Raw genomic sequence first — 25285 nt, 5'->3', positions numbered from 1 at the left:
AGGCGGGTGGCCATGGACCGGATCAAAGCAACCCTGAAGCAGCGCTGGATACCCGGGATATTTGTGCTGGGTTTCCTGGTGGTGGTGGCGGTGAACGCGGTGCTGATTGTGACCGCCACCGGCACGTTCAGTGGCCTGGTGGTGGCGCATCCCTACAAGAAAAGCGCCGAATTCAACCGCCTGCAACAGGACCTGACCGAGCAGAAGACCCTGCATTGGCAGTATAGCCTGGGCAGTGAAACCCTGCCTGACGGCGGCTTGCGCCTGGTGCTGGATTGGCGCGATGCCGAAGGCCGCGCGCTGAGCGGCCTGACATTGCAGGCTGAACTGAGCCGCCCGGTGGAGAATCTGGCGCCGCTGGCGCTGCAATTTCACGCCCTTGGCGGCGGTCGCTACGAGGCAAGGCTAGCACAGACCCGCCCCGGCCAGTGGGATCTGCGCGCCCAAGCCAGCCGCGACGGGCATAGTTTCAGCATCGCCGAGCGGTTCACGGTGCAGGCGCGCTGATGACCAGCCAGGCCATCCTGCAAGCGGCAATCGCAGCAGCGGCAAAGCCTGAGCCGCAGGCGGCGATGCTCTGCGCCCATTGTGGTGCGCCAACAGCCAAGGGCGAGCGTTTCTGCTGCACCGGCTGCGCCGGGGCTTTCGCTCTGATCCAGGGGCTGGGGCTGGAACAGTATTATCGCCTGCGCGACAAGGCGGCGCCGGCAAACACCGAGGATGCTGCCGCCACCAACTGGCGTGACTTTGTTGAAACCCTCGGCCCAGGCAAATACCGGCTGAGCCTGATGGTGGGCGACCTGCATTGCGCCGCCTGCCTGTGGCTGATCGAACGCGCCCTGCGCGCCCAAGCCCAGGTGACCCGGGCACAGCTTTCCAGCGCCACCCGCCGCCTGACCATCGAGTGGCAGGGTGAGGCGGCAGAAGCCGATCATCTGGCCGGCATCGTGGCCCGGCTGGGCTATCGCTGCCTGCCGGTGGATGAGGCCAATACCGATCTGGCCGATAATGCCGAGGAACGCGGCCTGCTGCGCGCCATGGGCGTGGCCGGTTTTGCTGCCGCCAATATCATGCTGCTGTCGGTGTCGGTGTGGTCCGGCCATGTCGGCGAGATGGAGCCGGCGACCCGCGACCTGTTCCATGGCGTTTCGGCGCTGATCGCCATCCCGGCCATCGCCTATGCCGGGCTGCCCTTCTTCCGCTCGGCGGCCACCGCCCTGCGCCATGGCCGCAGCAATATGGATGTGCCGATTTCCATCGGCGTGGTGCTGGCGGTGCTGGTCAGCCTGGCGGAATTCATGCGCTCCGGCCCGCATGCCTATTTTGATGCTGCCATCACCTTGCTGTTTTTCCTGCTGGTGGGCCGTTATCTGGATTTGCGCGCGCGCGGCTTTGCCCGCCGCACGGCGCAGCAATTGCTGGCCTGGACCAACCGCCCGGTGATGGTGCAAACCGCTTCCGGCCTGGTGCAGCGCCCGGCCCAGCGCGTGGCGCTGGGTGAAACCGTGCTGGTGGCGGCCGGCGAACGTATCGGTGTGGATGGCATTGTGCTGGAAGGCCATTCCGCCATTGATGCCAGCCTGCTGACCGGCGAGAGCCTGCCGCAGCCGGTGGCGCCCGGTGCGCAACTGCATGCCGGCGCGGTGAATATCGATGCGCCGCTTAGCCTGCGTGTCACCGCCACCGGCAGCGCCACGCTGGTGGGCGAAATGACCCGGCTGCTGGAAGCCGCCGAGCAGGGCCGTGGCCGTTTTGTGCGTCTGGCCGAAACCGTGGCGCGCTGGTATGCCCCGGTGGTGCATCTCACGGCGTTGCTCAGCTTCATCGGCTGGATGCTGCTGGGCGACATGGTGTGGCGCGATGCCTTGCTGATTGCCGCCACCGTGCTGATCATCACCTGCCCCTGCGCCCTGGCCCTGGCAGTGCCGGTGGTGCAGGTGGTGGCCAGCGGCCGGCTGATGCGCAGCGGCATCCTGATGAAATCCGCCACCGCGCTGGAACGCGCCGCCGCCATCGACACAATCGTGTTTGACAAGACCGGCACCCTGACCCTGGGCCGGCCGCGGCTGGTGCCGCCCGATGCTGACGGTGCCGCTTTGCTGGCTGTGGCCGCCGGCCTGGCGGCGCGCAGCCGGCATCCGCTTTGCCGCGCCCTGCTGGCCGCTTGCGCCAGCTCGGCAAGTTTCGAGGGTGTGGAGGAAATCCCTGGCCAGGGGCTGAAGCTGCGCCGCCCCGAAGGTGAATACCGCCTGGGCCATGCCCGCTTCGCCGGCATCGCTTCAGCCGAGCAGGATGGCCGCAGCGAATTGTGGCTGGCGCGGCCTGATGGCGCGCCTTGCCGTTTCCACTTCGACGACGACCTGCGCCCCGATGCTGCCGCCGTGGTGGCGAATTTGCAGCGCCAGGGCAAACGGCTGGTGATCCTCTCTGGCGATCATGCCGGCGCGGTGCGCCGCGTGGCAGAGCAGCTTGGCATCGCTGAATGGTTTGCCGGCATCGATCCGCGCGGCAAGGCGGAAAAAATTGCAGCGCTGAAAACCGCCGGCCATTCTGTGCTGATGGTGGGTGACGGGCTGAATGACGCCGTGGCGCTGGCTTTGGCCAATGCCTCGCTATCGCCGGCTTCCGGGCTGGATATCGCGCAGAATGCAGCCGATGCAGTATTCCAGGGCGAGAAGCTGGGCGCGGTGCTGGAATTCCTGGCCGTGGCGCGGCATAACCAGCGCCTGTCGGTGCAGAATCTGGGCCTGGCGCTGGTGTATAATCTGTTTGCCGTGCCGCTGGCGATTGCCGGCCTGGTTACACCGCTGGTGGCTGCCATCGCGATGTCCAGCTCATCGCTGCTGGTGGTGGCGAATGCGCTGCGGCTGGATTTTGGCCGTGCCGCCAGGCGCAAGGGAGAAACACCATGAGCATCCTGCTGCTGCTGATCCCCGCCGCCCTGCTGCTTGGCCTGCTGGGCATGGCCTGCTTTATCTGGGCGCTGAATAGCGGCCAGTTCGATGATCCCGAAACTGCGGCCTCGCGCATCCTGTTCGATGATGCCGATGCCGCCCTGCGCGAAAGGAAACAGCCATGAATGACCTTGATGAATCGCTCGGCTATTGGGTGATATCGGCCTTGCTGGTGGTGCTGGGCATGCTCGGCATTGTGGTGGCGGCCAATGCGGTGGATACCGCGATGCAGGTCTTTGGCCTGGTACTGGCCGGCTTTGCCGTGCTGTTCTGCTATTTTTCCATCGACCGTACCCATAGCCTGGGCAAGGACGGCCACTGACGGCTTCACCCCTGCCCGGGGACCGGGCAGGGGTGGTCCTGGATCAGGCCGCCAGGCGCTGGCGGGCCGCAGCGTATTCGCGTTCCAGCCGGGCCACCAGTTCAGCCGCCCCGACAATTTCCTTCACCGCGCCGATACCCTGGCCGCAGCCCCAGATATCCTTCCACGCCTTGGTGGCGGCACCGCCGAAATTCATCTTGCTCGGATCGGATTCAGGCAGCTTGTCCGGATCAAGCCCGGCAGCACTGATCGACGGCTTGAGGTAATTGCCATGCACGCCGGTGAACAGGTTGGAATAGACGATATCGTCTGACGTGGAATCGACGATCATCTGCTTGTAGCCATCGGCGGCGCGCGCCTCATGCGTGGCGATGAAGGCCGAGCCGATATAGGCAAAATCAGCCCCCATGGCGCGGGCCGCGGCAATGGCGCCGCCGGTGGCAATCGAGCCGCTGAGCGCCAGCGGGCCGTTGAACCATTCGCGGATTTCCTGGATCAGCGCAAACGGGCTTTTCACGCCGGCATGGCCGCCGGCACCAGCCGCCACCGCGATCAGGCCATCGGCGCCTTTCTCAATGGCTTTGCGGGCAAAACGGTTGTCGATCACATCATGCAGCACCACGCCGCCATAGCTGTGGATCGCTTCATTCACTTCCGGCCGGGCGCCGAGCGAGGTGATGATCACCGGCACCTTGTATTTCACTACCATTTCCATGTCGTAATCGAGCCGGTCGTTGCTCTTGTGCACGATCTGGTTGATGGCAAACGGCGCTGCCGGCTGATCGGGATTGGCGCGATTATAAGCCGCCAGTTCCTCTGTGATCTCGGCCAGCCATTCATCAAGCTGCGCTGCCGGACGCGCATTCAGCGCCGGCATCGAGCCGATGATGCCGGCCTTGCATTGGGCAATGACCAGCTTGGGATTGCTGATGATAAATAGCGGCGAGCCGATGACCGGCAGGCGGGTTTGGCGGAGCGCGGCGGGCAGATTGGACACGATTCCCCTCTAGCATGATTTTTTGGTCAGCCCATGGTGCCGCCGGGCGCCCGCCTGCGCAAGCTTCCGCCAGGGAAAGCCCACCCGTCTCAGTCGAGCAGGCCGCGCATCACCTGATAAAGCGCCGCCTTGGCCTCAAAGCCGACGCCGGGTATCTGCGGCAGGCCGACATAACTGTTTTCCACCGCGATGCCATCGGCGAAGCCGCCAAAGGGCTGGAATACATCCGGATAGCTTTCATTGCCGCCGAGATGCAGGCCGGCGGCGATATTCAGCGACATCTGGTGGCCGCCATGCGGCACCACGCGGCGCGACGACCAGCCATGCGCCGCCATCATGTCGAGAATGCGCAGATACTCCACCAGGCCATAGGACAGCGCACAATCAAATTGCAGCCAGTCGATATCCGGCCGCATACCACCGAAGCGGATCAGGTTGCGGGCATCCTGCATCGAAAACAGGTTTTCGCCGGTGGCCATCGGCTTGCCGTAATGCTGCGCCAGTTCGGCCTGTAGGGCGTAATCCAGCGGATCGCCCACTTCTTCATACCAGAACAGGTCATAGGGCAGCAGCGCCTTGCCGTATTCGATGGCGGTGGCGATATCGAAGCGGCCATTCACGTCAACGCAGAGATTGCGGCCCGAACCAACCACCTTGATCACCGCCTCGATGCGCTTGATATCCTCGGCCAGGTCAGCGCCGCCGATTTTCATCTTCACCGTGCTGTAGCCACGGTCCAGATAGCCCTTCATCTCGTCTTGCAGCGCAGCCAGGCCCTTGCCGGGATAATAGTAGCCACCGGCGGCATAAACCCAGACCCGCTCATCCGCCACGCCGCCGCGATAACGATCTGCCAACAGGCGCCACAGCGGCTTGCCTTCGATCTTGGCCACCGCATCCCACACCGCCATGTCGAGCGTGCCAACCGCCACCGAGCGTTCGCCATGGCCGCCCGGCTTCTCATTGCTCATCAGCACCGACCAGATTTTGAACGGGTCGAGATTGTCATGTTCGGCATCCACCAGGCTGGCTGGATCGGCGGCCAGCAGGCGCGGCAGGAACCGCTCGCGCATCAGCGCGCCCTGGCCATAACGCCCATTGGAATTGAAGCCGAAGCCAACCACCGGCTTGCCATTGCGCATCACATCGGTGATCACCGCCACCACCGAGCAGGTCATCTTGGAGAAATCGATATAGGCATTGGCGATCGGCGAGGCGATCGAGACGGTTTTTTCACGAACTTCGACGATCCGCATGACAGGCTCCGGCTGAATAATGACGCCGGCACCATAGGTCGGGCCGTGCGGCTTTGACCAATGCCGATTTCCGATATAGCTATGCGGCTTCTTTCTAGGATTAGGGCGGCATGGAGCTTTCCTGGCTTGAGGACTTTCTGGCTTTGGCGGAAAGCCGCAATTTTTCGCGGGCCGCCGAACGCCGCCACATGACCCAGCCGGCCTTCAGCCGCCGCATCCGGCTGCTGGAGGACTGGGCTGGCGCAGTATTGTTTGACCGCAGCGGCCAGCCCATCGCCCTGACCGAGGCCGGCCAGCGGCTGCAACCAACCGCCGAAGCCATGTTGCGCCAACTGGCCCAGGCCCGTGAGGAAATGCGCCAGGCCGCCGGCGCCGGGGCCACCGCCCTGCATTTCGCCGCCACGCATTCGCTATCCCTGACTTTCTTTCCGGCCTGGATTCAGGCTGTCGGCACCCGGCTTGAACTGGGGCCGATCCATCTGCTGTCGGAAAGTATGCTCGCCTGCGAGCGGGCGATGCTGGAAGGCGATGCGCAATTCATGCTGTGCCATTGCCATGCCGCCGCGCCGCCACGACTGGTCGAAACACATTTCATCTCAAAAGTAATTGATCATGACCGGCTGCTGCCGGTTATGGCGCCCAATTTGGATGCGCAGCATGCGCCACTGCTGGGTTACGGTGCGGAATCGGCTTTTGCCCGTATTCTGGCTGCCGCGCCGCAGGGCCAGAAGCAAGCAAAGCCGGTTTTCACTTCGCATTCGGCGGCCGTGCTGCGCATGATGGCGCGCGATGGGCGCGGCCTGGCCTGGCTGCCGCACAGCCTGATCTATGAGGATTTGCAAACCGGCGCGTTGCGGGCCTTGCCCGATGCGGCTTTATCATTGGATATCCGGCTATACCGGCCACGCGCCCGGCAAAGCCATCTTGCCGAAGCCTTCTGGGCTGCGCTGGCGGCAGCAACGGATACTCCATAGATTATCACCATGACCGATTCCGCTTCATCCAATGCCAGCCTGACCGAGCAATTGCACAATGCCGGCAGGCTGATCCTCGCCAGCCTGCCGCGTGGCCCACGCCTGCCGTTGCTGCTCGGCCTTGGCCTGCTGGCGGCGCTGGCGGAAGGTGGCGGCCTGCTGCTGCTTGGCCTGCTGGTCAACCGGCTGAATATCCAGGGCGGCAATGCGGCGGCGGGCTGGACGCCCGATCTCGGCAGCCTGTTGCTGATCTACGGCGTCATTGTGATCTTTGCTGCCCTGGTAGTGCGGCAGCGCAACCTTGTCGTGCAGCAGCACCGCCAGGACTACATCAAGCGCCTGCGCCAGCGCATCTACGAAGCATTGATTGCGATGGCCTGGCAGCCGCTGAACCGCCTGCATGGCCCCGATATCAACCAGTTGCTGATGCAGGAAACCGGCCGCGTTGGCATCGGCACCGAATTCGCCCTGAGCATCATTGGCCTGTCTTTGCAGATTGTCATGGTGGGGGCCGTGGCGCTCAACCTGTCGCCATTGCTGGCCGGCATCACCATCCTGCTGGCCGCCCTGGCCATGCTGGCCGTGCTGCTGGCCGAACGACAGCTGCATGCCGCCGGCACGGCACAGATCTTTGCCCACCGGCTGCTGAATGCCCTGGTGGCGGATGCTTTGCGCGGCCGCCGGCTGATCAAAAGCATGGCGCTGGAAAACCAGGCTGCCAGCCGCTTTGCCGCGCAAGCCGAAGCCATCACCAGCTTGCAGATGCAGCATGTGCGCCAAAGCAGCACGCATAGCGCCATGATCCAGATTATTCTAGGGATTTCGGCGGCTGTTGGCTTGTGGCTTGCCACGCAGCATTTTGGCCTTGGCCTGGCCGATGCGCTGGTGCTGGTACTGGCGCTGGGGCGGCTGGGGCAATCGGTGCTGGGTATCCGCAGCGCCTTGCAGATGGTATTGCAGGCTGTGCCGGCGCAGCAAACGATCAGCCGCGCCCTGCAGGAAGCTGATGCCGCGCGTGAGCCTGCGGCGGCGACGGATTTTGCGCCTCCGCGCCGCACGATACGCTGCGCCGATGTCTCCTTGCGCTATGTCGAAGCCGGCGCCGCTGCCCTTCATGACGTGAGCGTGAGCCTGCCGGTGGGCAGCACAACCCTGCTCAGCGGTGCATCCGGGGCTGGAAAATCCACCCTGGTCGACATGCTGACCGGACTGGCAGTGCCCGATAGCGGTGCCGTTCTGCTGGATGACAAGGCACTGGATGCCGCCAGCCGGCGCGCCTGGCGGCGCCATGTCGCCTACATGCCGCAGGACACTTTCCTGTTCAACGAGAGCATCCGCGCCAACCTGCTATTGGCAGCACCGGATGCGGATGACGCCAAGCTATGGGCCGCCCTGGGCGATGCCGGGATTGCCGATTTTGTGCGGCGGCTGCCGGGCGGGTTGGACAGCCCGGTGGGCGAGAATGGCGCCAATCTTTCCGGCGGCGAGCGCCAGCGCCTGACCCTGGCCCGGGCCCTGCTGCGCAATGCCACCCTGCTGGTGCTGGACGAGCCTTCCAGCGCGCTGGATGCCGCCAGCGAGCAGCAACTGGTACACACCCTCCACGCCCTGCATGGCCGCTGCACCATGCTGATCGTCAGCCATCGACCTGCCCTGCTGCCGCTGGCCGACCAGCATATCGAACTGGCCGATGGCCGGCTCAAAGCCTCAGTGTAAATCCTGCCGCGCCAACTGCCCAAGATCGGCTATCGGCACATAACCGGCCGCCTCCTCGCCGCCGATCAGTGTGGTTTCACCTAGCATCAGCCAGGCATGAGCGGCCAGGGCACCATCCTGCTTGCGCACGCCGAAGCGGATGCGCGCGCCATGGATGCGGCGCCGCGCCAGCAACAGCGCCCCGGCCACCGCCCGCACCAGACAGGTGCTGTCCCAGGGCAGCCGCCCAGCCACAAAGCGCAATCGGCGCGCCATCGCCATGGCGCGCCCCATCTGGTGCGGCTCAGGCGCCACTGCCCCGGCCGCCTCAGCCGGTGCGAGGGCTTGGCCAAACAGCCGATGGGTGTGGCGCAATGGCAGCGCAAATACCAGCAGCCAGGCCAGGCCGAGCGCCAGAGCGGTTTCAAGTTTCAGTAAAATATTACGCATGACTACAAACCTTACCGCTCACGCAGGCTTTCCTGCCGATAGCGCATGATCGGCGACAGCAGGTAGTCAATAACCCGGCGCTGATCAGTCTTGATTTCTGCTACCATTGCCATGCCGGCGGCAAGTGGTACGCGGCGCCCTTCAACCTCGACCCAGGACCGTTCCAGCGCCAGGCGCACCGGATAAATCAGGCCGCGCCGCTCATCCTGCACCGCATCGCGCGATACCGACACCACCTGCGCCGGCACCGTGCCGTATTTGGTGAACAGAAAAGCCTCCAGCTTCACCTCGGCGGCCTGGCCCGGCTGCACAAAACCGATATCCCGGTTGGGCAGCATCGCCTCCACTTCCAGCGGCATGTCGGCCGGCACCAGCACCATGAGCGGCTGCGCTGGCGTCACCACGCCGCCAATGGTATGCACCATCAATTGCTGCACCACGCCATCAACCGGCGCCAGCAGCCGCTGCTGTTCCTGGCGCTGTTCGGCCTTGAGCAATTCCTCGGTCAGCGCCGCGATCTTGCGTTCGGTCTCAGCCAGTTGGGTCAGCACGCCCTTGAGATATTCCGACTCGACCTGGCGGCGCTGCTTTTCGATACCGGCCAAGGCGGCATTACTTTCCTCGCGGCGCGAACGCAGAGCCAGCAATTCATGCTCCTGCTCCACCAGTTGCTGTTGCAATTCCAGCGCCACCAGTTTGGAACCAAAGCCCTTCTCGGCCAGTTCCTGGCGTGCATCGCGGCGCTGGCGCAGCAGCGGCAGGGCGGCATTGATCCGTTCGATGCCGGTTTCCAGCGTGCGGCGCTCGGCGCGACGCCGCGCCGTCTCTTCGTCCAGCCCGGCCAGCCGGGCGCGCAGTTCATCGAGCTGGCTTTGCAGCAAAGCCAAGTGCATGGCGCGCAGTTCCGCTGGCACCAAAGCCGGCGGGCGATACTGTGCCAGGGCGGTTTGCGGCGCCTGCGCGGCGCGCAGCCGTGCCGCCTCGGCCTCGGCGGCGACCAGATCGTTCATCAGCCGGCGTGTATCGGCGCCAGTGGCGGTAGCATCCAGTTCCACCAGCAGATCGCCGGCCCTCACTGTCTGGCCATCCTGCACATGGATAGCGCGCACGATGCCGGCTTCCAGCGGCTGCACGGTCTTCACCTTGCCGGCTGGCACCAGTTTGCCATCGGCCAGTGCCACCACATCCAGCCTGCCGACAAACGACCAGGCCAGCGCAAGAGCGCACAAGGCGGCAATGCCCCAGAATAGCAGTCGCACCGTAGGCGAAGGCGGGGTTTCCAGCACTTCCAGCGCTGCAGGCAGGAATTCGGTTTCGGCACGGCGGCGCTGACGCGGCTTTGGTACAGACTTTTCCAGTGCCAGTGCAGCATTGGCCACTGCGAAGCTGCGGCGCAGCCCATCAAACCGCATGCTTGCCTCCCGCCTGCTGGCGATACATGGCGGCGAAACGACCGCCGGCGCGCAGCAGGTCTTCCGGCTTGCCATCCTCCACCACAGCACCCTGCTCGATGGTTATCACGCGGTCGGCGCCGCGCACCGCAGAAAGCCGGTGCGCAATAATGATGACAGTGCGGCCCTGGCAAATCTGCCGCATGTTGTTCTGGATCGCAGTTTCCGATTCCACATCCAGCGCGCTGGTTGCCTCGTCGAAAATCAGGATACGCGGATCGTTCACCAGCGCGCGGGCGATGGCGATGCGTTGGCGCTGGCCGCCCGACAGCGTGGCGCCACGTTCACCGATCATGGTGTCATACCCCTGCGGCAAAGCCATGATGAAATCATGTGCGCCGGCCAGTTTGGCGGCGCGCATCACACGCTGCAATTCCATCCCCGGTGCCGCCAGTGCGATATTGTCGCGCACACTGCCACTGAACAGCACATTCTCTTGCAGGACTACGCCGATCTGGCGCCGCAGTGCCATGGCATCAATGCCGGCAAGGTCGAGGCCATCGATCTGTATCTTGCCGGATTCAGGCACATAGAGTCGCTGCACCAGCTTGGCCAGCGTGCTCTTGCCCGAACCGGAGGGGCCAACGATGCCGAGAACCTGGCCGGCTGGCACCCGCAGCGAAACCTGACGCAGCACTTCGGGCAATTCCGGCCTGTAGCGAAAGCCGACATGGTCAAAAACCAGCTCGCCCTTTAGTGGCGGCAGCGATGCCTTACCCGGCCTGAGGCCGTTTTCCGGCGCGGTATTGAGGATGTCGCCCAGACGGTCAATCGAAAGCCGCGCCTGCTGGAAATCCTGCCAGAGTTGGCCCAGCCGCAGGATCGGCCCGGAGACGCGGCTGGACAGCATATTGAACGCCACCAGTTCGCCCACGCTGAGGCCACCCTCAATCACCAACTTGGCGCCAAACCACAATGTGGCGGCAATCACCAGCTTGTTGATAAGCTGCGCTGCCTGGCCGGCGATATTGCCGAGATGGGTGACACGGAAAGCGGCACCGACATAGGCGGCCAGCAATTCCTCCCAGCGCCGCTGCATCTGCGGCTCCACCGCCATCGCCTTGACCGTCTCGATCCCGCCGACGCGCTCCACCAGGAAGGCCTGGTTTTCGGCACCACGGGCAAATTTCTCATCCAGCCGCTGGCGTAGCACCGGCGTCACCAGCAGCGATAGCCCGACATAAAACGGCACCGCGATCAGCACGATGCCGGTGAGCAGCGGGCTGTAGAGGAACATAACCGCAATGAACACCACGGTGAAAACCGCATCCACAGCAACGGTGAGCGCCGAACTGGTGAGGAAATTGCGGATATTCTCCAACTCGCGCACACGCGCCACACTATCGCCGACCCGACGCGCCTCGAAATACGACAGCGGCAGCGCCACCAGATGCCCAAACAGGCGGGCGCCCAGTTCCATGTCAACGCGGTTGGTGGTGTGCGAGAACAGATAGCTGCGCAGGCCGCCGAACACCGCCTCGAATGCCGAAATCGCCACCAAGGCGAAGATCAGCACGTCCAGCGTGGTGAGCGAGCGATGCACCATCACCTTGTCGATCACGATCTGGAATACCAACGGCGAGACCAGCGCCAGGGTTTGCAGCAGAAACGAGCCGAACAGCACTTCGCCGAACAGCCGGCGATAGCGCACAATGGCGGGAATGAACCAGGTGATGTCGAAACGCCGCGCCACACCGGCCAAGGCAGCACGGCTGGTCACCAGGATCAGCCGTCCGCTCCATTGCACTTCAAACTCCGCCCAAGGCACTGAACGCGGCCGGCCGCTGGCCTGATCCAGCAGCAAGACGGCACGGCGCTCCGGCTCGGCGCGATAGCCGGCCAGCAACACAAAACGGCCATCCTTCATTTCAGCTATAGCAGGCAGCGCAGTTTCACCCAGACGGCCGGCATCGCTCTGAAGCAGCCGCATCTTGAGGCCGAGTTGGCGACCACTGCGCACTAGCTCGGCAGCGCTGAGCGCGGCATCAGGGCGGCCAAAGCGATGCTGGAGCTGCCCCAGATCGGCCGGCTGCTCCAGCAGGCGGAGGATCGCTGCAAGAGCAAACAAGCCGCTATCCACCCCAGGCAGGGCATCCAGTTTTTCGCTCAAGACCTTCGTCCGGTTCAATGCGTGGACAATGCGGTAAGTATATATATCGAGGCATGTAGTTGCAGCAGTTATTATAATTTCAAGTAGTTAGGCGAAGGTGGACATAGATAAATTCACATATAAAAAATGATATATAAATATTTTTTTGTTAATTGAATTGTAAAATTCAATTGTTGCCATAGCTGTGATGTGGAATAACGCTCACCTTCCCTTCCCGCTTCCAGGTAACGAGAGGCCGCCATGGCCATCAGCATTCAAGGCATCACCAAGAGCTTCGGCGCCACCCAGGTGCTGCGCGGCATCAATCTTGAGGTCGCCGATGGCGAATTGATCGCCTTGCTGGGCGCTTCAGGCTCGGGCAAGACCACACTTTTGCGCATTCTGGCCGGCCTGGACTGGCCCGATGCCGGTAGTGTGACGCTGGATGGCCAGGACTGGCTGGCGCTGGAAACCCAGGCGCGCCATGTCGGCTTCGTGTTCCAGCATTACGCCCTGTTCCAGCATATGCGGGTGCGTGACAACATCGCTTTCGGCCTGAATGTGCGGCCGCGTGCCACCAGGCCGGCTCAGGCCGAGATCACGGCCCGGGTTGAGGAATTGCTCAACCTGGTGCAGATCAAGGCATTGGGCGACCGCTTCCCGGCACAGCTTTCCGGCGGCCAGCGCCAGCGCGTTGCCCTGGCCCGTGCCCTGGCAATCCATCCCAAGCTGCTGCTGCTTGATGAACCCTTTGGCGCGCTGGATGCCAAGGTGCGCAAGGATTTGCGCCGCTGGCTGCGCGAATTGCACGAGCAGCTTGGCATGACCACGATCTTTGTCACCCACGATCAGGAAGAGGCCTTTGAACTGGCTGACCGTATCGTGCTGATGGGTGAAGGCCGCATCGAGCAGGTCGGCACGCCGGACGAGATTTACGAGCATCCGGCCAGCCCGTTTGTGGCCCGTTTCCTGGGCGGCGTGAACGAGATTGCCGCCGAAGTGGCGAACGGCCATATCCGGGTTGCCGGCGCCGAAACCGAGACGCTGGCGCGGATAGCGGTGGGCGATGGTGCCGTGGAACTGTTTGTGCGGCCGCAGGAGATCGACCTGGAAGCCGCGCCGCAGGCTCTGGCGCGGATCCGCAGCATCACCTCCAGCGGCCCGGTGCTGCGCTATGACGTGACCCTGCCTGACAGCGACAAGGCGATTGAAGTTGAATTGACGCGCGAAGTGGCACGGCGCAGCAACCTGCGCCAGGGCGATGCAGTGCATGTGCGCATCCGCCAGGGCCGCGTTTTCGCCCCGGCTTTGCATCCGGCCAACCAGTCTGCCGGCCCGCAACCGACACAGGCCCGCGCCGGCATCTGATTTTTCTGCAAGGAGTTGTCATCATGAAGCGTATCGTCACCCTCGCGGCCGCGCTCGGCCTGTTGCTCGGCACGGCGCATCTGCCAGCCCAGGCGCAGGACAAGCCGGTGGAACTGCTCAATGTGTCCTACGACATCGCGCGCGAGCTGTTTGCCCAGATCAATCCGGTTTTCGCCGCCGAGTGGAAGGCCAAGACCGGCCAAAGCGTCGAGATCAAGCAGAGCCATGCCGGCACCTCGCGCCAGGCTCGCGCCATCCTGGAAGGCTTGCAGGCCGATGTGGTCACCTTCAACCAGGTGATCGATGTGCAGATCCTGCATGATCGCGGCAAGCTGGTGGCGGCCGACTGGCAGCAGCGCCTGCCCAACAATGCCTCGCCGTATTATTCGCTGCCGGCTTTCCTGGTGCGCAAGGGCAACCCGAAAAATGTGAAGGACTGGTCCGACCTGGTGCGGCCGGATGTGAAATCGGTCTTCCCCAATCCGAAAACCTCCGGCAATGCGCGCTACACCTATCTGGCCGCCTATGCCTATGCGCTGGAGCAGAACAACAACGATGCCGCCAAGGCCAATGCCTTTGTGAAGGCGCTGCTGGCCAATGTGCCGGTATTCGATACTGGCGGGCGCGGCTCAACCACCACTTTTGTGGAGCGCGAAATCGGCGATGTGCTGATCACCTTCGAGGCCGAGACCAACGGCATCAAACGCGAATATGGCGACAAGGGTTTTGAACTGGTGACACCATCACTGAGCCTGCTGGCCGAATTCCCGGTGGCGGTGGTGGACAAGGTAGCCGAGCGTAAAAAGAGCCAGGTGGTGGCCAAGGCCTATCTGGATTTCCTTTACAGCGAGGCCGGCCAGCAAATCCTGGCCAAGAATTACAACCGCGTGCATCACCCCAAAGTGCTGGAAGCCTACAAGGCGCAATTCCCCGCCTTGCGCCTGGTTACGGTGGAAAAGGTGTTCGGCGGCTGGGAGCAGGCCACCAAGGTGCATTTCGCCGAAGGCGGCATTCTCGATCAGGTTTTTGTCAACCGGTAAATCATGTCCATATCCTTCAAGCATGCCGGGCCCAAAGTGGCCCGGCATGTGCTTCCAGGCTTCGGGCTGACGCTCGGCGCCACATTGCTGTATCTCGCCGTCATCGTGCTGCTGCCATTGGTGGCGTTGCTGCTGAAATCGGCTGAGATCGGCCCGGCGCGTTTCTGGCAGATCATCACCAGCCCGCGCGCCATCGCCTCGTTTCAACTGACACTTGGCGCCGCCGCCATTGCCACCGCTTTCAATGCGCTTTACGGCCTGCTGATGGCCTGGATATTGGTGCGCTACGATTTTCCCGGCCGCCGCCTGCTGGATGCGCTGATGGACCTGCCCTTCGCGCTGCCCACCGCCGTGGCCGGCCTGGCGCTGACCGCGCTTTATGCCAAAAATGGCTGGTTTGGCGCCGTGCTGGAACCGGCCGGCATCAACGTGGTGTACACCATGCTGGGTGTCGCCATCGCCATGGCCTTCACCAGCGCACCCTTTGTGATCCGCACCGTGCAGCCGGTGCTGGAGGAAATCCAGCCCGAAGTGGAGGAAGCGGCGCGCACCCTGGGTGCCTATCCCTTCACCATTTTCCGCAAGGTGATCTTCCCCGCCATCTTCCCGGCCTATCTCACCGGCTGCATGTTGGCCTTCGCCCGCTCTTTGGGCGAATTTGGCGCCATCATCTTCATTGCCGGCAACCTGCCGATGAAAACCGAAATCGCTGCGCTGTTAGTGTTTATCCGGCTGGAGGAATTTGACTATCCCGGCGCCGCTGCCATTGCTGCCACTTTGCTGCTCACCGCCTTTGTCATGCTGCTGCTGACCAACCTGCTGCAAGCCTGGCAGATCAAGCGAAAGACCTGAGCCATGAGCACAACACGCCGTAATCTCGGCCCGCTGCCTCTGGCGCTGATCGCGCTTGGCCTGCTGCTCAGCGCCGGCTTTGTGCTGGCGCCGATCCTGGTGATCTTCAGCCAGGCCTTTTCCAAGGGCGTGGATTTTTATCTCACCAATGTACTGGAGCCTGACACGCTGCATGCCATGGGCCTCACCATCCTCACCGCCATCGTGGTGGTGCCGGTGAATATCCTGTTCGGCATCGCCGCCGCCTGGGCCATCGCCAAATTTGACTTCGTGGGCAAGAAACTGCTGCTCACCCTGCTGGAGATTCCGTTCTCGATTTCGCCGATCGTGGCCGGTGTCACCTATATCCTGCTGTATGGTGCCCAGGGCCTGTTCGGCGGCTTTCTGGAGGATCACGGCATCCGGCTGATGTTTGCCCTGCCGGCGATTTTCCTGGTGACCCTGTTTGTCACCAGCCCATTTGTGGCCCGCGAGCTGATCCCGCTGATGCAGGCGCAAGGCACCGAGCCGGAGGAAGCCGCTGCCACATTGGGCGCCAGCGGCTGGCAGATTTTCCGCCGTGTCACCCTGCCCAGCATCCGCTGGGCGCTGCTTTATGGCGCCGTGCTGTGCACCGCGCGCGCCATCGGCGAATTCGGCGCCGTGTCAGTGGTATCCGGCAATGTACGCGGCGAAACCAACACGCTGCCGCTGCATGTTGAATTGCTGTATCACGATTATAACGCCGTGGGCGCCTTTGCCGCCGCCACCACGCTGACCGTGCTGGCGCTGGTCACCCTGCTGGTCAAGGCGGTGCTGGAAAGCAAGATCGAGCGGCGCTGAAGCCGCCCGGATCATTGCTGACCGCGCAGCCAATCCACTACGCCATGGCCGGCGGCAAAGCCGGTGGCGAAGCAGCCTTGCAGCAGGTAGCCGCCGGTAGGCGCTTCCCAATCCAGCATTTCGCCGGCCACGAACACGCCCGGGCGGCGGTGCAGCATCAGGCTGGGGGTCAGCTCTTCCAACGCAATGCCGCCGGCGGTGGAGATCGCCCGCTCCAGACCAAATGGTGCCAATAGCCGCAGCGGCAAGGCGCGCACCAATTGCGCCAGCGGCGTTGCGGCATGGGCGCCATGCAATGCTTCCTGCACCAGACCGATGGCTACCGGCGGCAAGGCGATACGCTTGCGCAGGAAATTGGCCAGCGAGGCGCCGCGCCGCGGCTGGTTCAACTGCTTGGTCAGTTCAGCCATACTGAGATCGGGGCGCAGATCGATATGCAGATCGGCAAAGCCATCGCGGGCGATGGCTGCACGCAGCCGGGCTGACAGGGCGTAGACCGCGCCGCCTTCAATCCCGTTCTGTGTGATCATGGCTTCGCCGCGCACCATCTGCCCATCGCAACTGAGCGCCACACGTTTCAAGGGCGCCCCGGCATGGCGTGCAATAAAAGGCGCCGACCAATGCACCGCAAAACCGCAATTGGCCGCCTGTAGTGGTGTGATGGCAATATTCGGCAGCAAACTGGCCCAACTGCCATCGGCACCCAGGCGCGGCCAGGAAGCGCCGCCCAGCGCCAACACCACCGCGTCGGCCGCATAGCTGCTGCCATCGGCAAAACTCAACGCGCCGGCCGCATTCCAGCCGGTCCACTGCGCGCGCGGCACCAGCCGCACATTCAAGGCGCCAAGTCGTGCCAGCCAGGCGCGCAATAACGGGCTGGCCTTCATGCTTTGCGGAAATACCCGGCCGCTGCTGCCAACAAAGGTGGGTATCTGCAAACCGCTGCACCAGTTGATCAAGGCACTGGGCGGAAAGGCCACGAGATAGCGCTGCATCCAATCGGCCGCCGCACCATAGCGGGCGCAGAACGGCGCCAGCGGCTCGGAATGGGTGATATTGAGGCCGCCGCGCCCGGCCATCAGCAGCTTGCGGCCAAAGCTGGGCATGCGATCAAACACGGTAACGCTCAGGCCGGCGCCAGCCATGATTTCGGCAGCGATCAGGCCGGCGGGCCCGCCGCCGATAACGGCGACACGGCGCGGTGCTTCTGCAACAGGATCAGTCATAACGCTCGGTATTCAGGAAAACCAGAGCGGCAGGTTTAGCCTGAAATGGCTGGGTCAGCTATAGCGGGACCAATTCGCGCACCTGGGTTTCGGCAATCCGCACAAAGTCCGGATCATTGACATGATGCGGCAGCCGCAGCAGCCGATGGCTATCAGTCTGGAGGAAAAACCGCTCAAAAGCCGCAAACAAGGCGGCATTCGCCGCCGGGTCATGGAATTTCTGCCCTGGCGCATCCAGTGCGGAGGTGCCGCCTTCCGGCAGCAGCAGGCGCACCGGGCCGGGCGAAGCATTCAGCTTGGCGGCGATCCAGGCTGCAATCTGCTCCAGTTCATCGCCCGTGGTGCGCATCAGCGTGACATTGGCATTATGGGCATGGAACAGACGGCCATGATAGCGCGCTGGAATCGTGTCCGGCGCCCAGAAATTCACCATATCGAGCGCGCCGCAGGAGCCGATCCAGGGGATGCCGGTTTTTGCCACCACATCAAACCGCTCCGGCCCGGCGGTGCAAACCCCGCCGAGCAGATGATCGGCGGCTTCCGTGGTGGTGATATCCACCATGCCCTGCAACAAACCGGCCTGGGCAATGGCTTCCAGCGCCCGCCCGCCCGGGCCATTGGCATGGAATACCTGGCATTCATAATCCTGGCCCAGCCGCGCGGTAAGCTGCTGGATGCAGGGCGTGGTGACGCCGAACATGCTGAAGCCAAGCGCCGGGCGATGATCCGTGGCTTGCGGCACCGCATGGCGCATCATGCCGGCCAGCGCATGCGCGGCATTGGCCAGGATCACCCGCGACAGCCGGTTCAGCCCGGCAATATCGGTGACCGGATACATCATGGTGATGTCATGCACGCCAACAAAAGGCGCAACATCGCCGGCAGCCAGCGTTGAGACCATCAGTTTCGGCAGGCCAATCGGCAGCGCGCGCATCGCCGGCGCAATGATCGAGGTGCCGCCCGAGCCGCCCAAGCCGATGATGCCGCCAATATCCGACTGCGCCGCGATGAAGCGCTTGAGCGCCTCGGTCATGGCAGTAACCGCTGCGCCGCGATCGCCGGCCTTGAACACGGCAGCGCGGCCCGCCGGATGCTGGTCCGCCACCATTTCAGCCGGCACATCGGCATCCTCAGCCGATAGCCTGGTGCCAACATCCACGGTGATGGCATGCAGGCCGGCCTGGCGCAGCAGGCCGGCAACATAACGCAGCTCTTCGGCTTTGGTATCGAAGGTGCCGACGATATAGGCGCTGGCGGTCATGGTCGATACCGGGCTATTTCTGCTGCCGCGCCACCTTCACCGCGCCTTCGAAAGCGAAGCGGAATGTGTCGCTCACGGTCTGATGCACCTGCTCGGCATCGGCCGGCGCCACATCATATTCAGCCCACCATTCGCCAAAGGTCTTGTTGCCTTCGGTGATTGGCTTCAGCCGCATCTCGGCAACATAATTCTGCACCGGCAGGGTGGCTTCCAGGATCCGGTAGCAGCAGACATGTTCGCGGTCTGACAGGGTGAGCAATTCCTCGCGGATATGGCCGCCTTCATGGGTGAAGAAATTGCGCACACAACCGATCTGATCGGAAGGTTTGCCATCCTCGATATCGCTCTTGGAGAAAAAGGGATGATAGACCGGCAGCGCATTGAAATCGCGCAGCACGCCCCAGGCCTGCTCCAGCGGAATATCCATCACCGCACTGATATAAACCCGCGCCATGGTCACTTCCCCCCGTTTTTCTGCTGCAACGCCGTGAGGCTTTTGAAGCCCTTGATATGATTGGTGATCGCGGTTTCCACCGGCAAGCGCTCAACGCTGCTGGCGCCGTAGAAGCCGTTGCAATGCTGGCTGTTTCTGAGCACGAAGTCGACATCCTCGGGCGAGGAAATCGGGCCGCCATGAGCGATGATGATGATGTCCTGGCGCACGCGGCGCGCCGCCTCGGCCCATTCATCAATCAGCTTCACCGATTGCTCCAGGCTTTTTGACGTGGTGGCGCCGATGCTGCCGCCGGTGGTGACGCCCATATGCGGCACAATGATATCGGCCCCGGCCTTGGCCATCTCCACCGCTTCATCGGCGGAAAACACATAAGGCGTGGTCAGCAGGTCGAGTTCATGCGCCTGGCGGATCATGTCGATCTCGCTGGCAAAGTTGATGCCGGTTTCCTCCAGGCTGACGCGGAAAGTGCCGTCGATGATGCCCACGGTGGGGAAATTCTGCACCCCCGAGAAGCCAAGTTCCTTAAGCTGCTTGAGGAAGACCGGCATGATGATGAAGGGGTCGGTGCCATTAACGCCGGCAATCACCGGGGTTTTTTTGCAGACCGGCAGAATCTCGCCCGCCATCTCCACCACAATCTCGTTGGCATTGCCGTAAGCGAGCAGGCCGGCGGAGGAAGCCCGCCCGGCCATGCGATAGCGGCCGGAATTGTAAACGATAATCAGATCAATGCCGCCGGCTTCTTCGCATTTTGCCGATATGCCGGTGCCGGCACCGCCGCCGATGATCGGCTCGCCACGGCGGATCATGCCGTGAAATTTTTCGACGATGGCGGCGCGTTCAAATCTGGGCATTGTTTTTTTCCTTGGTAGAGCGGCCATCGACCGGCCGCAACGACAACAGATGATTGATTTCGCCGAGTACGCCGCGCCGGAACATCAGCACACAGGCAATGAAGATCAGGCCAACGGCAACCGTGACCCAGGCGCCAAGCGCATCAAAATAATGCCGCAGCGCGGAGATCATCACCGCGCCAATGGCCGGGCCGAATACCGAATTCATGCCGCCCAGCAATGTCATCAGGATCACGTCGCCCGACATATGCCAATGTGCATCGGTCAGCGAGGCCAGCCGGAACACGATACATTTCAGCGAACCCGCCAGCCCGGATATCCCGGCTGAGAGTGCAAAAGCCATGATCTTGTAACGCTCCACCGCATAACCCAGCGATATGGTGCGCGGCTCATGCTCGCGGATGGCGCGCAGCACCTGGCCAAAGGGCGAATGCACAATGCGGTGCACCAGCCAGAAGCCGCCAAGCGTGCAGGCCAGCACCACAAAATACAGATTGGTATCATTGTTGAGATCAAGCAGACCAAACAGCCGGCCACGCGGGATCGGCTGCATGCCATCCTCGGCGCCGGTGAACGGCGCTTGCAGGAAAGTGAAATACACCATCTGCGCCAGCGCCAGAGTGATCATCGCCAGGTAGATGCCCTGGCGGCGGATCGCCAAGGCACCAAAAACCGCACCCAGCGCCGCCGAAAAAGCCACACCGGCAAAAATCGCCAATTCCGGTGTCAGACCCAGATCGCGCAACGCATAACCGGTGATATAGGCCGAGGAGCCAAAAAAGGCGGCATGGCCAAACGAGACGATGCCGGTATGGCCGAGCAGCAGATTGAAGGCGCAGGCAAACAGCGCAAAACACATCACCTTCATCAGAAAGATCGGATAGATCAACTGCGGCACAAACGGCACAATGAGCACGGCCAGCAACAAGAGCAGCAGCAGGCCGCGTTTGACGCTGGATGAAAATAGCAGCGCCAGCATCAGGCCTCCTCGCGGCCGAACAGGCCGGCCGGGCGCAGCAGCAGCACCAGGGCCATGATCAGGAACACCACCGTGGTGGAGGCTTCGGAATAATACACTTTGGTCAGCCCCTCGATCACACCCAGGCCAAGCCCGGTGATGGCCGAGCCAACCACCGAGCCAAGCCCACCGATGACCACGATGGCAAAAACGATGATCACCAGATCAGACCCCATCGACGGATTGACATGCTGGATCGGTGCCGCCAGCACACCGGCAAAGCCGGCCAAGGCCACACCGGCACCGTAAGTCAGCGTGAGCAGCAGCGGCACATTGATGCCAAAGGATTGGGTCAGTTCCGGCCGCTCGGTGGCGGCGCGCAGATAGGCGCCCATGCGGGTCTTCTCAATCACAATCCAGGTGCCGGCACAGACCACCACTGCCACCAGGATCACAAAGGCGCGGTAGATCGGCAGGATCATGAAGCCGAGATTCCACACCCCGCGTAATTCCGGCGGCGTGGCAAAAGGATGGCCGGATGAACCCATGGCAACACGGAAGCCGCCTTCCAGCACCAGCACCATGCCAAAGGTGAGCAGCAAGCCATAAAGCGGATCAAGGCTGTAGATGCGCCGCAGGGCCAGGCGTTCAAACACAACGCCCAGAAAACCTACCACCAGCGGCACCAGCAGCATTGCCGGCCAATAGCCGATGCCGAGATGGCGCCCGATCAGAAACGCCGTGAAGGCGCCGACCATAAAAAACGCGCCATGGGCAAAATTCACAATCCGCAGCAGGCCGAAGATAATCGCCAGGCCCAGGCTGAGCACAGCATAAAAGGCACCATTGACCAGACCCAGCATGATCTGGCCCAGGAAAGCCTGGAGCGGGATACCGAAAATGTCCATCTGCCGCCTGGGCTCCGTTACGCCAGTCTTTTGTCTCCCGAAGGAGCGGAATAAAAAAGTCCGGGCCGGCCAAACCGCCGGCCCGGGTCAGGGGAGGTTACTTCTTCACCAGATCACACTTGCTGTCGGCCAGCGGCTGGAAAGCCTGCTCAGCCGGGATCGTTGCCACCGGCTTGAGATAATCCCACGGTGCCTTCGATTCAGCCGGCGCTTTCACCTGCCAGAGATACATATCATGCATGAAACGGCCATCGACACGCACCTTGCCCTGCTTGGTGAACATGTCGCTGACTGTCATTTCACGCATCTTGGCGGAAACCTTGTCGGCATTGTCGGTGCCGGCTTCCTTCACCGCGTTCAGGTAGAACATCGTCGAGGAATAATCGGCAGCCTGCGCCATATTGGGCATCTTGCCAACCCGATCATAGAAGCGCTTGGCAAATTTGCGCGTCTCGTCATTCATGTCCCAATACCAGGCATTGGTCAGCAGCAGGCCCTGGGCTGTCGGCAGGCCGAGCGAATGCACATCCTCGATCCAGAGCAGCAAGGCGGCCAGCTTCTGGTTCTTGGTGGCGCCGAATTCCGCCGCTGCCTTGATGGCATTCACCGCATCGGCGCCGGTGGAGGCAACGCCGATAATCTCTGCCTTGGAAGCCTGCGCCTGGAGGATGTAGGACGAGAAATCCGTGGTGGCGAGCGGATGACGCGCTGCGCCCACCACGCGGCCCTTATTGGCCCGCACCACATCGGAAACCTGCTGTTCCAGGCCGATACCAAAAGCAAAATCGACGGTGAGGAAGAACCAGCTTTTGCCGCCCTGCTCCACCACGGTCTTGCCGGTGCCATGCGCCAGCGAATAGGCGTCATAGGCATAATGGATGGCATAAGGTGAGCAAAGCTCGTTGGTGATGCCCATATTGGAGGCGCCATTGACGATGATATGGCGCTTCTTTTCCTTCGCCACGGTGGCGACGGCGCGGGCCACACCGGAATTGGCCAGATCGTTGATCAAATCAACGCCTCCGGTATCAAACCATTCGCGCGCCTTGGCGGCGCCAACATCCGGCTTGTTGAGGTGATCGGCAAAGATCACGTCGATCTTCTTGCCCAGCACGGTGCCGCCAAAATCCTCGGCAGCCATCTTCACCGCTTCGACGGCGCCCTTGCCGGAGAGATCGTTGTAGATGCCGGACATATCGGCAAGCACGCCGATACGCACCACATCATCGGATACCTGGGCTGCCGCACCGCCGGCCGCCAAAGTGAGCGCGGACGCAGCCGCCATCACCAATCGCAGATTGTTTGCCATGATTTCCTCCCAGTAATACTGTTTCCCGGTTATTATTGTTTTCCACCATATCAGAGAAGAAGAAGCCTATTCCATGGCTGGTTTGCACGAAGACCTATCTGAAACCCACATTGTTGGCCGCAACACGCGGCAGCTTATCGTGCGCGCGGAAGACTGCACTGCACTGGCCACGCGGCAGATTTCGCATGTCGGGGTGGGCGATGCGGCAGCGCCCTACCGCATCGTGCGCACCCATCTGAGCGGCACCTATGTGCATGCCAGCCTCGGCGGCGAAGGCCGCATCCTGCTGGACGGGCGCTGGCGGCCGCATCGTGCCGGCATGGTATCGCTGGCGCCGGCGCATGTGCTGCATGCCTTCCACGCCATCCCGTCCAAACGCTGGCAATATTGCTGGGTGCGCTACATGCCGCAATCGCCGCGTTCGGCGATCGGCTTCATGGCGCCGGTGATGGCACGCTTTGATGCTGCGGCGCTACAACATGCCATCCTCGGCCTGCATCGCGAGGTGCAGGGCCAGGCCGATTCCGGCTCGGCCATGTTATGGATTGACCTGATCGAACATTACATCAGCCGCTTTGCCGCGCCGTTGCAGCGCGAGGATCGCCTGAGCGCGCTATGGGACCAGGTGCGTCGCGATCTAGGCCGGCCCTGGAATGTTGAGCAACTGGCAAAGCTGGCCAATATCAGCGGAGAACATCTGCGGCGCTTGTGTCAATCCAGCCTGGGGCGCAGCCCGATGCAACAGCTGACCTATCTGCGCATTCAGCATGCGGCGCATCGCCTGGCCACCACGCAGGCCAAGATCGAAGAAATTGCGCTGCTGGTGGGCTACCAGAATCCGTTTGCCTTCTCCAACACCTTCAAGCGCATGACCGGCTTCCGGCCTTCACAATTCCGCAGCCGGCGGCAATCCGCGCGCGAGTCGGAGAGCTAGATTTATCGATTAGCCCGCTGCAAAAGCCTCGGCCAGGCTATCCTCATCGCCAAACAGCAAGGTGATGGCGAGCAGGCGGCGCATATAGGCGCCGAGGCCGGTTTCCGCCGCCATGCCCATGCCGCCATGCAGCTGCACGGCTTCCTGCGATACGCGCCAAGCGGCGCGGGTGCAGGTGAAGCGCGCCGTCAGCAGGGCGCGGCGGCGCTGTGCCGGATCGGTTTCGTTATCCAGCGCACTGGCCGCCCAGTCGGCAGCGGCTTCGGCCTGGGTCAATTGCACATCGATATCGACAAAACGGTGCCGCAGCGCCTGATTCACTGACAGGGCCATGCCGAATTGCTGCCGTATGCCGAGATAGGCGGCGGTGGCATCCACCAGATGCCGCATGGCACCGGCTGCCTCGGCACAAAGCGCGGCGCCATAGGCGTCAAGCAGCCATTCGGCCATGCCCTGCGCCGCCTCGCCCTGGCACAGCAGCTCGGCGGCAACATTGACCAGATCAAGATCGGCATAGCCGGCCGCATCGATGCCGGTGGCCGGGCTGGCCCGAAGCCCCTCGTCATGCTGGCGCACCAGAAACAGGCCGAGCTGGTTTTCCGCGTCAAGCCAGGCCGGCAGCAGGATGTAATCAGCCTCGGCGCCAAATGGCACTGCCTGCTTGCGGCCGGTCAGGCGATAGCCACCAAGATGCCGGCGGGCCAGGGTTTGCGGTGCCAGCAATTGCGGCAGCGTATCGGCTTCATGTATCGCCAGCGTGGCCAGGCATTCGCCAGCCGCCAGGGCCGGCAGCGCCGCAGGCGGCGCGGGCATGCGGGCCAGGGCGCGCAATGTGGCGGCCACGCCACAGGCAAATGGCAGGGCGATGGCGCGGCGGCCCAATTCGGTGGCAATCACCCGCACGGCACCGGCATCATCCAGGCCGCCCTGGTCAACCGGCAAAGCCACCGCCAGGCCACCCATCGCCACCAGCCTGGACCACAAATTGCGCCAGTTGCCGCCCGCCTCGGCGCCATCCAGCAGCCGCGCCACGGCATCCTGGAGCAGCGCCTGTTCCTCCACCGGCATGAAGGCCAGCGGCTTATCGTTTGCAGATGAATTCAACATG

At 62.9% G+C, this 25285-nt stretch carries 24 protein-coding genes; 11 read left to right on the top strand and 13 right to left on the bottom strand.

Features of this window, described 5'->3' with window-relative positions:
• The first annotated feature begins 12 nt into the window (after nt 1-12).
• The 4 genes from KBB36_RS05865 to KBB36_RS05850 are packed head-to-tail and all read left to right on the top strand — an operon-like array spanning nt 13 to nt 3276.
• A complete protein-coding gene (locus tag KBB36_RS05865; protein ID WP_290977942.1) occupies nt 13-507 on the top strand; it encodes a FixH family protein in 495 nt (164 codons plus the stop codon).
• Nucleotides 507-2912: a heavy metal translocating P-type ATPase metal-binding domain-containing protein gene (locus tag KBB36_RS05860; RefSeq protein WP_290977940.1), complete on the top strand. Its 2406-nt coding sequence runs from the start codon at nt 507-509 to the stop codon at nt 2910-2912. Before KBB36_RS05865 ends, KBB36_RS05860 begins: the two co-directional genes overlap by 1 nt.
• Nucleotides 2909-3079 (top strand): cbb3-type cytochrome oxidase assembly protein CcoS, encoded by a 171-nt coding sequence (gene ccoS / locus KBB36_RS05855; protein WP_290977939.1) that lies wholly within the window; start codon nt 2909-2911, stop codon nt 3077-3079. Before KBB36_RS05860 ends, ccoS begins: the two co-directional genes overlap by 4 nt.
• Nucleotides 3076-3276 carry a hypothetical protein gene (locus tag KBB36_RS05850; RefSeq protein WP_290977937.1) on the top strand — a complete coding sequence of 67 codons (201 nt, stop codon included), beginning with the start codon at nt 3076-3078 and terminating at the stop codon, nt 3274-3276. Before ccoS ends, KBB36_RS05850 begins: the two co-directional genes overlap by 4 nt.
• A gap of 43 nt (nt 3277-3319) precedes the next feature.
• Here KBB36_RS05850 and KBB36_RS05845 read toward each other — a convergent pair whose 3' ends face one another.
• Entirely contained in the window at nt 3320-4273 is a 954-nt protein-coding gene (locus tag KBB36_RS05845) for a nitronate monooxygenase family protein (RefSeq protein ID WP_290977935.1), read from the bottom strand.
• Nucleotides 4274-4362: 89 nt separating this feature from the next.
• Complete coding sequence (locus KBB36_RS05840) at nt 4363-5529, bottom strand: mandelate racemase/muconate lactonizing enzyme family protein (protein WP_290977933.1); 1167 nt, start codon at nt 5527-5529, stop codon at nt 4363-4365.
• A gap of 110 nt (nt 5530-5639) precedes the next feature.
• On the opposite strand from KBB36_RS05840, the gene KBB36_RS05835 reads away from it, so the two are divergent.
• Both KBB36_RS05835 and KBB36_RS05830 read left to right on the top strand, forming a co-directional pair.
• Nucleotides 5640-6503 (top strand): LysR family transcriptional regulator, encoded by an 864-nt coding sequence (locus KBB36_RS05835; RefSeq protein ID WP_290977931.1) that lies wholly within the window; start codon nt 5640-5642, stop codon nt 6501-6503.
• A 9-nt stretch (nt 6504-6512) separates the two neighbouring features.
• Entirely contained in the window at nt 6513-8219 is a 1707-nt protein-coding gene (locus KBB36_RS05830; protein WP_290977929.1) for an ABC transporter ATP-binding protein, read from the top strand.
• Here KBB36_RS05830 and KBB36_RS05825 read toward each other — a convergent pair.
• The 3 genes from KBB36_RS05825 to KBB36_RS05815 are packed head-to-tail and all read right to left on the bottom strand — an operon-like array spanning nt 8211 to nt 12209.
• Nucleotides 8211-8648, bottom strand: a complete 438-nt coding sequence (locus tag KBB36_RS05825) for a lasso peptide biosynthesis B2 protein (protein WP_290977927.1) — start codon at nt 8646-8648, stop codon at nt 8211-8213. The genes KBB36_RS05830 and KBB36_RS05825 overlap by 9 nt on opposite strands.
• Nucleotides 8649-8659: 11 nt before the next feature.
• The gene (locus KBB36_RS05820) at nt 8660-10060 is read right to left on the bottom strand and encodes an HlyD family type I secretion periplasmic adaptor subunit (RefSeq protein WP_290977925.1); all 1401 of its coding nucleotides are present in this window, start codon (nt 10058-10060) and stop codon (nt 8660-8662) included.
• Nucleotides 10050-12209, bottom strand: coding sequence for a type I secretion system permease/ATPase (locus KBB36_RS05815; protein ID WP_290977923.1), 2160 nt, complete (start codon nt 12207-12209; stop codon nt 10050-10052). The genes KBB36_RS05820 and KBB36_RS05815 overlap by 11 nt, the downstream gene beginning before the upstream one ends.
• 240 nt (nt 12210-12449) lie before the next feature.
• Between KBB36_RS05815 and KBB36_RS05810 the strand changes: the two genes are divergently transcribed.
• Genes KBB36_RS05810 through cysW form a run of 4 tightly spaced genes read left to right on the top strand, consistent with a single transcriptional unit; the run spans nt 12450 to nt 16270 of the window.
• A complete protein-coding gene (locus KBB36_RS05810; protein ID WP_290977921.1) occupies nt 12450-13556 on the top strand; it encodes a TOBE-like domain-containing protein in 1107 nt (368 codons plus the stop codon).
• Nucleotides 13557-13579: 23 nt separating this feature from the next.
• Entirely contained in the window at nt 13580-14596 is a 1017-nt protein-coding gene (locus tag KBB36_RS05805; RefSeq protein WP_290977919.1) for a sulfate ABC transporter substrate-binding protein, read from the top strand.
• A gap of 3 nt (nt 14597-14599) precedes the next feature.
• Nucleotides 14600-15448 carry a sulfate ABC transporter permease subunit CysT gene (cysT, locus tag KBB36_RS05800; RefSeq protein WP_290977917.1) on the top strand — a complete coding sequence of 283 codons (849 nt, stop codon included), beginning with the start codon at nt 14600-14602 and terminating at the stop codon, nt 15446-15448.
• Between the two features lie 3 nt (nt 15449-15451).
• Entirely contained in the window at nt 15452-16270 is an 819-nt protein-coding gene (gene cysW, locus KBB36_RS05795; RefSeq protein WP_290977915.1) for a sulfate ABC transporter permease subunit CysW, read from the top strand.
• A gap of 11 nt (nt 16271-16281) precedes the next feature.
• Here the strand turns inward: cysW and KBB36_RS05790 are convergent, their stop codons facing one another.
• The 7 genes from KBB36_RS05790 to KBB36_RS05760 form a co-directional block, all read right to left on the bottom strand.
• Nucleotides 16282-17496 (bottom strand): TIGR03862 family flavoprotein, encoded by a 1215-nt coding sequence (locus tag KBB36_RS05790; RefSeq protein ID WP_290977913.1) that lies wholly within the window; start codon nt 17494-17496, stop codon nt 16282-16284.
• A 58-nt stretch (nt 17497-17554) separates the two neighbouring features.
• Nucleotides 17555-18757 (bottom strand): Tm-1-like ATP-binding domain-containing protein, encoded by a 1203-nt coding sequence (locus KBB36_RS05785; protein WP_290977911.1) that lies wholly within the window; start codon nt 18755-18757, stop codon nt 17555-17557.
• 13 nt (nt 18758-18770) lie between these two features.
• Nucleotides 18771-19211, bottom strand: a complete 441-nt coding sequence (locus KBB36_RS05780; RefSeq protein WP_290977909.1) for an SRPBCC family protein — start codon at nt 19209-19211, stop codon at nt 18771-18773.
• A 2-nt stretch (nt 19212-19213) separates the two neighbouring features.
• Nucleotides 19214-20068 carry a phosphoenolpyruvate hydrolase family protein gene (locus KBB36_RS05775; RefSeq protein ID WP_290977907.1) on the bottom strand — a complete coding sequence of 285 codons (855 nt, stop codon included), beginning with the start codon at nt 20066-20068 and terminating at the stop codon, nt 19214-19216.
• Complete coding sequence (locus KBB36_RS05770; RefSeq protein ID WP_290977905.1) at nt 20055-21047, bottom strand: branched-chain amino acid ABC transporter permease; 993 nt, start codon at nt 21045-21047, stop codon at nt 20055-20057. The genes KBB36_RS05775 and KBB36_RS05770 overlap by 14 nt, the downstream gene beginning before the upstream one ends.
• Nucleotides 21047-21934: a branched-chain amino acid ABC transporter permease gene (locus KBB36_RS05765; RefSeq protein WP_290977903.1), complete on the bottom strand. Its 888-nt coding sequence runs from the start codon at nt 21932-21934 to the stop codon at nt 21047-21049. Before KBB36_RS05765 ends, KBB36_RS05770 begins: the two co-directional genes overlap by 1 nt.
• A gap of 97 nt (nt 21935-22031) precedes the next feature.
• Nucleotides 22032-23243 (bottom strand): ABC transporter substrate-binding protein, encoded by a 1212-nt coding sequence (locus tag KBB36_RS05760; RefSeq protein ID WP_290977901.1) that lies wholly within the window; start codon nt 23241-23243, stop codon nt 22032-22034.
• A gap of 73 nt (nt 23244-23316) precedes the next feature.
• Between KBB36_RS05760 and KBB36_RS05755 the strand changes: the two genes are divergently transcribed.
• Nucleotides 23317-24177: an AraC family transcriptional regulator gene (locus KBB36_RS05755; RefSeq protein ID WP_290977899.1), complete on the top strand. Its 861-nt coding sequence runs from the start codon at nt 23317-23319 to the stop codon at nt 24175-24177.
• Nucleotides 24178-24186: 9 nt separating this feature from the next.
• Here the strand turns inward: KBB36_RS05755 and KBB36_RS05750 are convergent, their stop codons facing one another.
• Nucleotides 24187-25284, bottom strand: coding sequence for an acyl-CoA dehydrogenase family protein (locus KBB36_RS05750; protein ID WP_290977897.1), 1098 nt, complete (start codon nt 25282-25284; stop codon nt 24187-24189).
• Between the last annotated feature and the right edge of the window lies 1 nt (nt 25285).

The organism is Ferrovibrio sp. (assembly GCF_017994015.1).
Taxonomy (GTDB): domain Bacteria; phylum Pseudomonadota; class Alphaproteobacteria; order Ferrovibrionales; family Ferrovibrionaceae; genus Ferrovibrio.
Note: the sequence above shows the minus strand (reverse complement) of the source record. Positions and strands in the feature narration are given on the sequence as shown.